This window comes from Profundibacter sp. (assembly GCF_965277155.1).
GTDB lineage: Bacteria > Pseudomonadota > Alphaproteobacteria > Rhodobacterales > Rhodobacteraceae > Profundibacter.
The window spans coordinates 403779-410718 of record NZ_CBDIBV010000005.1 but is presented as its reverse complement, the minus strand read 5'-3'; the positions used below and the strand labels follow the sequence as shown (position 1 = coordinate 410718).

General features: G+C 55.7%; 6 protein-coding genes and 1 pseudogene. 4 read left to right on the top strand and 3 right to left on the bottom strand.

The window, feature by feature from the left end:
• A partial coding sequence (locus tag ACQY4M_RS06105; RefSeq protein ID WP_428542108.1) for an IS256 family transposase occupies nt 1–981 on the bottom strand: 981 nt, incomplete at its 3' end.
• A 217-nt stretch (nt 982–1198) separates the two neighbouring features.
• On the opposite strand from ACQY4M_RS06105, the gene ACQY4M_RS06100 reads away from it, so the two are divergent.
• From ACQY4M_RS06100 to ACQY4M_RS06090, 3 genes and pseudogenes are all read left to right on the top strand, one after another.
• A protein-coding gene (locus tag ACQY4M_RS06100; RefSeq protein ID WP_428542056.1) for an IS3 family transposase occupies nt 1199–2331 on the top strand; the annotation gives its coding sequence in 2 pieces (ribosomal slippage) (nt 1199–1451 and nt 1451–2331; 1134 coding nt in all).
• Nucleotides 2332–2574: 243 nt separating this feature from the next.
• Nucleotides 2575–3003, top strand: a pseudogene (locus ACQY4M_RS06095) (polysaccharide biosynthesis protein); the annotation flags it as partial.
• 108 nt (nt 3004–3111) lie between these two features.
• Nucleotides 3112–4338 (top strand): IS256 family transposase, encoded by a 1227-nt coding sequence (locus tag ACQY4M_RS06090; protein WP_428539582.1) that lies wholly within the window; start codon nt 3112–3114, stop codon nt 4336–4338.
• Nucleotides 4339–4579: 241 nt separating this feature from the next.
• Here ACQY4M_RS06090 and ACQY4M_RS06085 read toward each other — a convergent pair whose 3' ends face one another.
• Together ACQY4M_RS06085 and hemB are read right to left on the bottom strand one after the other, a co-directional pair.
• On the bottom strand, nt 4580–5134 hold the full coding sequence (locus ACQY4M_RS06085) for a YSC84-related protein (protein ID WP_428542053.1): 555 nt from the start codon (nt 5132–5134) through the stop codon (nt 4580–4582).
• A 138-nt stretch (nt 5135–5272) separates the two neighbouring features.
• Nucleotides 5273–6271, bottom strand: coding sequence for a porphobilinogen synthase (hemB, locus tag ACQY4M_RS06080; protein ID WP_428542050.1), 999 nt, complete (start codon nt 6269–6271; stop codon nt 5273–5275).
• Nucleotides 6272–6434: 163 nt separating this feature from the next.
• On the opposite strand from hemB, the gene ACQY4M_RS06075 reads away from it, so the two are divergent.
• On the top strand, nt 6435–6926 hold the full coding sequence (locus tag ACQY4M_RS06075) for a component of SufBCD complex (protein WP_428542105.1): 492 nt from the start codon (nt 6435–6437) through the stop codon (nt 6924–6926).
• The last annotated feature ends 14 nt before the right edge of the window (nt 6927–6940 follow it).

Genomic DNA, 6940 nt, shown 5'->3' with positions numbered 1-6940 from the left:
CTTATCTCCTGCTTCTTCCAAGCTGTCAGCGACGGCCTTGCATTTCAGCCGCCATTTTCGCAGAAATGCCTTGCGGCGGGTGGCGATTTCCTCGGGTGTTTTGGCGTAGATCATGTCGCGGTAATCTTCTGTCAACTCATCATGCATACGCTTGGGTGCCTTGGCCAGAAGGTTGCGGTGCTTGTGCACCGTGCACCTCTGGATCGGCAGATCTTCACCCCAGAGGGCAATGAGAGCGACCTCAAGTCCCGGTGCCCCGTCCACGATGACAAATTCGGGCCGTTTCAACCCGTGCGCATCCAGATCGTTGATGAACTGACGCCAGGCGGAGGTGCTTTCGCCGCCCATGTTCATCAGTGATAACAAGACCTTCTGCCCATCCCGGCGCACGCCAATCGCGGCCAGAACCGAGATATTGGTGGCCTTCCTGTCAATCCGCGTTTTGATCACGGTGCCGTCCAGGATCAGCCGCACGATGTCTTCATCCGCAAGGCTGCGGGCGCACCACGCCTGCCAGTCCACCTTCACCTTGCGCCAGGCGCGGCTCACCACATCCTTGCTGACCGCCCCCTGAAACAGGCCGAACAGGGCGCGTTTTACCCGCCGTGTGTTGGTGCCCGAAAGGTAGACAGCAGCGATCAGCGCCTCGGCCTTCTTCGTCAGCCGCTGGTAGCGGGGCAATGCCTTCGAGCGCCATTCTCTGGCCTTGCCGGCCTCGCCTGTGATCCGCGCACGCGGCACGCGCACCGTTTCGGTTCCAAATGTTCCGACCAGTTGCCGCTCGCGATGCCCGTGGCGGTATCCGGCCTTTGCCCCGCCGCTGCGGCCATACCGGCAACGGCCCAGAAACTGCTCCAGCTCCTCTTCGAAAACCGCCTCGATCGTCGCGCGGATGTTCTGGCGCAGCCGGTCTTCAATCGGGTCATAGCCTGCTTCATTGGCCAGTAGCGCGGATGTCGATGTTGCTGTATTCTTTGTCATGGCGTGATCTCCTTGGCGGTTCCAGCCGCCGGTTGGGTGGCTTCGATGCACCCGGAGATTACGCCGTCCTCGAATTTCCACCAAACTCGCGACACTACCGCATTTCCAAAACCGATATAAGTATCACGTTCCATAGTGATTTTTTCTACACAGAGGTGGTCGCGGAAATTCGGACCAGTTGTTAAGGTGGATCGACTTATGAGAAAGACGATTCAAAATGACGAAACGAAAGAACCATTCTCCCGAATTCAAAGCCCGCGTTGCGCTTGAAGCAATCCGCGAGGAAATGACGATGGCGGAGCTGTCGAAGAAGTATGGTGTGCATCCAACCCAGATTGACACATGGAAACGAGCAGCGATTGAAAACATGGCCACGGCATTTTCCAGACGGGGCCGTGATCCTGATCGGGTTGATGAAGCCCAGATTGAGAAGCTGCACTCCAAGATTGGTCAGCTGGTCGTGGAACGGGATTTTTTAGCCAACGCCTCGCAACAGTTGCTCGGGAAGCGAGGCAAAAAATGGTGAGCCGTGAGCATGATCTGAGTGTGCGACGACAATGCGGGCTACTTTCTCTGGCGCGCTCGAACCTGTATTACCAGCCAAAAGGCGAAAGTGCTGAAAATTTGCGGTTCATGACAATAATCGACAAGCAATTCTTGCAGACGCCGTGGTATGGATCACGGCAAATGGCCCGGCACATGCAGCGCCAAGGTTACAAGTGTGGTCGCCACAGGGTCCGCCGTTTGATGCGGCTGATGCGGTTGGTTCCGATCTACCAGACGCCCAACACGAGCAAGAAACATCCGCAGCATAAGATCTACCCGTATCTGCTGCGAGACCTGACGATTGATCGTCCAAACCATGTGTGGTGCGTAGATATCACCTACATTCCGATGCAGCGCGGGTTCCTCTATTTGGTCGCGATCATGGACTGGCACAGCCGCAAGGTTTTGAGCTGGAGATTGTCAAACAGCATGGAGGCAGATTTTTGCGTTGAAGCCCTGAAAGAGGCTATGGCCAAATACGGCAAGCCCGATATCATGAACAGCGACCAGGGCAGCCAGTTCACCGGGTTTGAATGGACGCAGGCGCTGAAAGAAGCCGACGTGAAAATCTCGATGGATGGCAAAGGTCGCTGGGTCGATAACCGGATGATCGAGCGGCTTTGGCGATCCTTGAAATACGAATGCATTTACCTCAACGCATTTGAAACGGGTTCGCAGACCCGCGCCGGGATCGGGAAATGGTTGGCTTACTACAACACCGAGCGCCCGCATTCCACCCACGGAATATTGACCCCGGATGAAGCCTATGACAGAAAAACAAAACCAATGAGTTTGGCAGCCTAAATGAAACCCTGATCCATCTTAAACTGGCTGCTGACTGGTCAAAAAAGTGGGACCACCTCTCCCACACTTTTAGTTTTGAAGGTAGAAACACGATAAATAGGAGTAATAGGTACATAAGCTTTTTTCTCATTCTATATTTCCTCCCCCCTTATAATTTGGTGCTGTATAATTGCAGGCATCAAAGAATTTTCTTTTCAGTGAAATATTTAGCCAGATTATCGGCTGTCATTGCCGGTTCCACCGATGAATTATAAGGCCTGTCTGCCTTTTGACGTCCGACCGAGATTGGATATAGCTCTTCGTAATCGCCAGCCAGTGCAGGCAGTACGACAAAGAAATCACCTGTTTCCCATGTCCGGCGGACCTGTGCTTGGATCGCGCGGTTCTGTCGTGCCCCTGTTCAAACGCCAGATCGAGGCCGGCGGGCCAGTCACCCTGATCGATCCCAGCATGACCCGTTTCATCATGACACTGGAAGAGGCGGTCGAACTTGTCTTGCGATCGGCCTTTATGGCCACCGGAGGCGAGGTGTTTGTGACCAAAATGCCCGTTGCCCGGATTAAAGATATCGCAACTCATATGGTGCAGGCATTAAGTGGCGACAATCCGGTAAAGATCACTGAAATCGGCGCCAAACCCGGCGAGAAAATGTACGAAGAACTGATGAACGACGAAGAGGTCGGTAGTGTCGCGAGTTTGGTGGAAATTCGAGGACGGCGTAATCTCCGGGTGCATCGAAGCCACCCAACCGGCGGCTGGAACCGCCAAGGAGATCACGCCATGACAAAGAATACAGCAACATCGACATCCGCGCTACTGGCCAATGAAGCAGGCTATGACCCGATTGAAGACCGGCTGCGCCAGAACATCCGCGCGACGATCGAGGCGGTTTTCGAAGAGGAGCTGGAGCAGTTTCTGGGCCGTTGCCGGTATGGCCGCAGCGGCGGGGCAAAGGCCGGATACCGCCACGGGCATCGCGAGCGGCAACTGGTCGGAACATTTGGAACCGAAACGGTGCGCGTGCCGCGTGCGCGGATCACAGGCGAGGCCGGCAAGGCCAGAGAATGGCGCTCGAAGGCATTGCCCCGCTACCAGCGGCTGACGAAGAAGGCCGAGGCGCTGATCGCTGCTGTCTACCTTTCGGGCACCAACACACGGCGGGTAAAACGCGCCCTGTTCGGCCTGTTTCAGGGGGCGGTCAGCAAGGATGTGGTGAGCCGCGCCTGGCGCAAGGTGAAGGTGGACTGGCAGGCGTGGTGCGCCCGCAGCCTTGCGGATGAAGACATCGTGCGGCTGATCCTGGACGGCACCGTGATCAAAACGCGGATTGACAGGAAGGCCACCAATATCTCGGTTCTGGCCGCGATTGGCGTGCGCCGGGATGGGCAGAAGGTCTTGTTATCACTGATGAACATGGGCGGCGAAAGCACCTCCGCCTGGCGTCAGTTCATCAACGATCTGGATGCGCGCGGGTTGAAACGGCCCGAATTTGTCATCGTGGACGGGGCACCGGGACTTGAGGTCGCTCTCATTGCCCTCTGGGGTGAAGATCTGCCGATCCAGAGGTGCACGGTGCACAAGCACCGCAACCTTCTGGCCAAGGCACCCAAGCGTATGCATGATGAGTTGACAGAAGATTACCGCGACATGATCTACGCCAAAACACCCGAGGAAATCGCCACCCGCCGCAAGGCATTTCTGCGAAAATGGCGGCTGAAATGCAAGGCCGTCGCTGACAGCTTGGAAGAAGCAGGAGATAAGCTTTTCACCTTCACGCGTCTGCCACAAGGCCAGTGGAAATCGGCCAGAACGACAAATGCGATCGAACGCCTGAACGAGGAATTCCGCCGCCGCATCAAGACCCAGACCGTGCTGCCATGCGCCGAGACCGTGCCGATGCTGCTTTGGGCTCTGATGGCCTCGGGGCAGATCGTCATGCGAAAGGTCGATGGCTGGGAAACGCTCGCTCAGCCCGTCGCCGACGCAACCCTTGACCAAGCCGCCTGACCGGCGCATAACTCAACCCGCTCGGAGGTGCCTGAAATCAATTTCCACCACTTTCGAGACACAACCCAGGATAGCATATCCTGCAATCATTTATAGTCAGGAACTCCTTACCCTTTCAGGGGCTTCGTTTGATCTGACGAATTACCAAAGCATTAAAAAAGGGCGCCTAAGACAAAAAGAGCCGCCAAACGAATTTAGCGGTTCTTTTCGAATTATGTGAGTATTTCGGGGCCAAAGCTGTTTATGGAATGATCCGCGTATACTTAGTGCCTTCCAGCGTGGCGCCGACCATCAAACCGGCCTGACCAAAGATCACAGCCACAACCGGTGCAAGTGCCACGGTGGTTTCAGTGCTGATATTACCGCCATTATCATTCAGCGCATATTCCAGATCACCACCGGCAGCCCAACCGGGCGAGCGGCGGAAATCGGCCAGTGCTTCATCCGTCATGAAGTATAGCACATGCGAAAACTGCTGTGCGCCGATCTGCAAGCCAAAGCTGGCAGCCGCCGAAGAATAGTAATCAACCGTTACACCGTTCACCCGCAACGCACCGCGCCCGTAAGCGCCTCCCAGACCAAAGCCTGCTTTGGTTATCAATGGCATGACCAGCATGCCAACGGCCTTGTTCTCAAGTTCCAGTGTTGCCGGATAGCGATTGTGCATCTGATTCAACATGGCATCGACGCGCGCGTCGATTTTGGCGCTGCCGTTGCTGCCGATGCCGTTGCCGCACGCGGCCGTTGTGCTTGCCAATGCGCCGGTTACAAAAAGTCGACGGGAAAGTCTGCTCATGGGTTATACCCCTTATGTTTGTGCCTGTGTCTGCCTGACTATGCCGACCTTATCTGGCCGATCCTTGTGCAACTATAAAGGATCATGGCGGGGGTGTCATCCTTTGGTTTTGCCTTTCGGCAGGTCTTTGCGTAGATTTCAGCCGTTCAGCGCCCGCGCAACCCGTGGTGCAAAATAGGTTAACACTCCGTCGCAGCCCGCACGACGAAACGCCATCAGGCTCTCCAGCATCACCGCATCGCCATCGATCCAGCCATTATCGGCCGCGGCCATGATCATCGCGTATTCACCTGATACCTGATAGGCAAAGGTCGGCACGCCGAATTCGGTCTTTACCCGTCGGCAAATATCCAGATAGGGCAGGCCGGGTTTGACCATCACCATGTCAGCCCCTTCTGTTAGGTCACGTTCCACCAGCCGCATGGCCTCGTCCGAATTGGCAGGGTTCATCTGATAGGTTTTCTTATCACCCTTTAGGGCACCCGATGCACCAACCGCGTCGCGAAAAGGGCCATAAAAGGCGCTGGCGTATTTGGCGGAATAGGACAGGATCGACACATCCTTGTGCCCCTCGGTTTCCAATGCAGCCCTCATCGCACCAATGCGCCCATCCATCATATCGCTAGGTCCCAGAATATCGGCGCCCGCGTTGGCCTGCGCCAGTGCCATTTTCACCAGCGCATCAACGGTTTCGTCATTCAGGATCACGCCATCCCTGACAATCCCGTCATGCCCCTGCGCATTATAAGGGTCCAGCGCAATGTCGGTCATTACGGCCACTTCCGGCACGGCATCCTTAACAGCGGCAATGGCGCGGTTGGACAGGTTGTCGGCGCTCCAGGCCTCGCGGCAGCAATCCGTTTTCAGGGCCGGATCGGTGTTGGGAAAGATACAGATCGACGGAATGCCCAGATCGGCCGCCTCGCGTGCGGCTTCAACCAGCAAGTTGATCGACAGTCTCTCGACGCCAGGCATCGAAGCCACGGGCTGACGCACACCGTTTCCTTCAACAACGAACATCGGCCAGATCAGGTCATTCACCGACAGGGTGTTTTCCTGACACAGCGCCCGAATAGACGCGGACCGGCGGGTGCGCCGAAGGCGCGTGGCGGGGAAGGGGGCGAGGTTATGACGCATTAATAACTCTTTCGTGTTGGTCCCTTATTGGTTACATGGATTTTCGGGCACCTCAAGGGTAGGAATTGGCGCAGGGCCGCTATAGTGTCCGGCACAGGAATAACAGGCGAGGACAAAAACCGTGCAACGGTATTGGTATGAATTGGTATTCGAAGTGATCGACATGCGGTCATTCTCGAACCTCTGGTACTGGATTGCCCTTGCGGTGGTCTGGTCCACCACCAGCCACTGGGTTCTGGGGGTGCCATATGACATGGTGCTGCGGGCGCGTCGTCAAGGTGGGCAGGCGCAACAGGATCTCGAGGATATGGTGCGTATCACCACCAACCGATTGTTGTATATCCTGAAGATGACCGGGCCGGTATTGTTGGCATTTACATGTTTTGTGTTGGCAGCTTTAGGAGTTATGGCGTTTTACTACTATGTCGAAATTGCCCAGGCGCTGTTTTTGCTGGCCTTCCCTATGAGCATCGTTGGCGGCCTTTCCTTTTATACAGCGTCCCAAATTTCCCATGATATGATCCGTGGCGAAGCCCTGCAGAAAAGATTGGCATCACACAGGATAGTTACGCAAGGCATTGGAATGCTTTCGATTTTTGTGACTGCCATGTACGGGATGTATCAAAATATGTCACTTGGGGCCTTGGGGCAGTAAACCTTAACCACTGG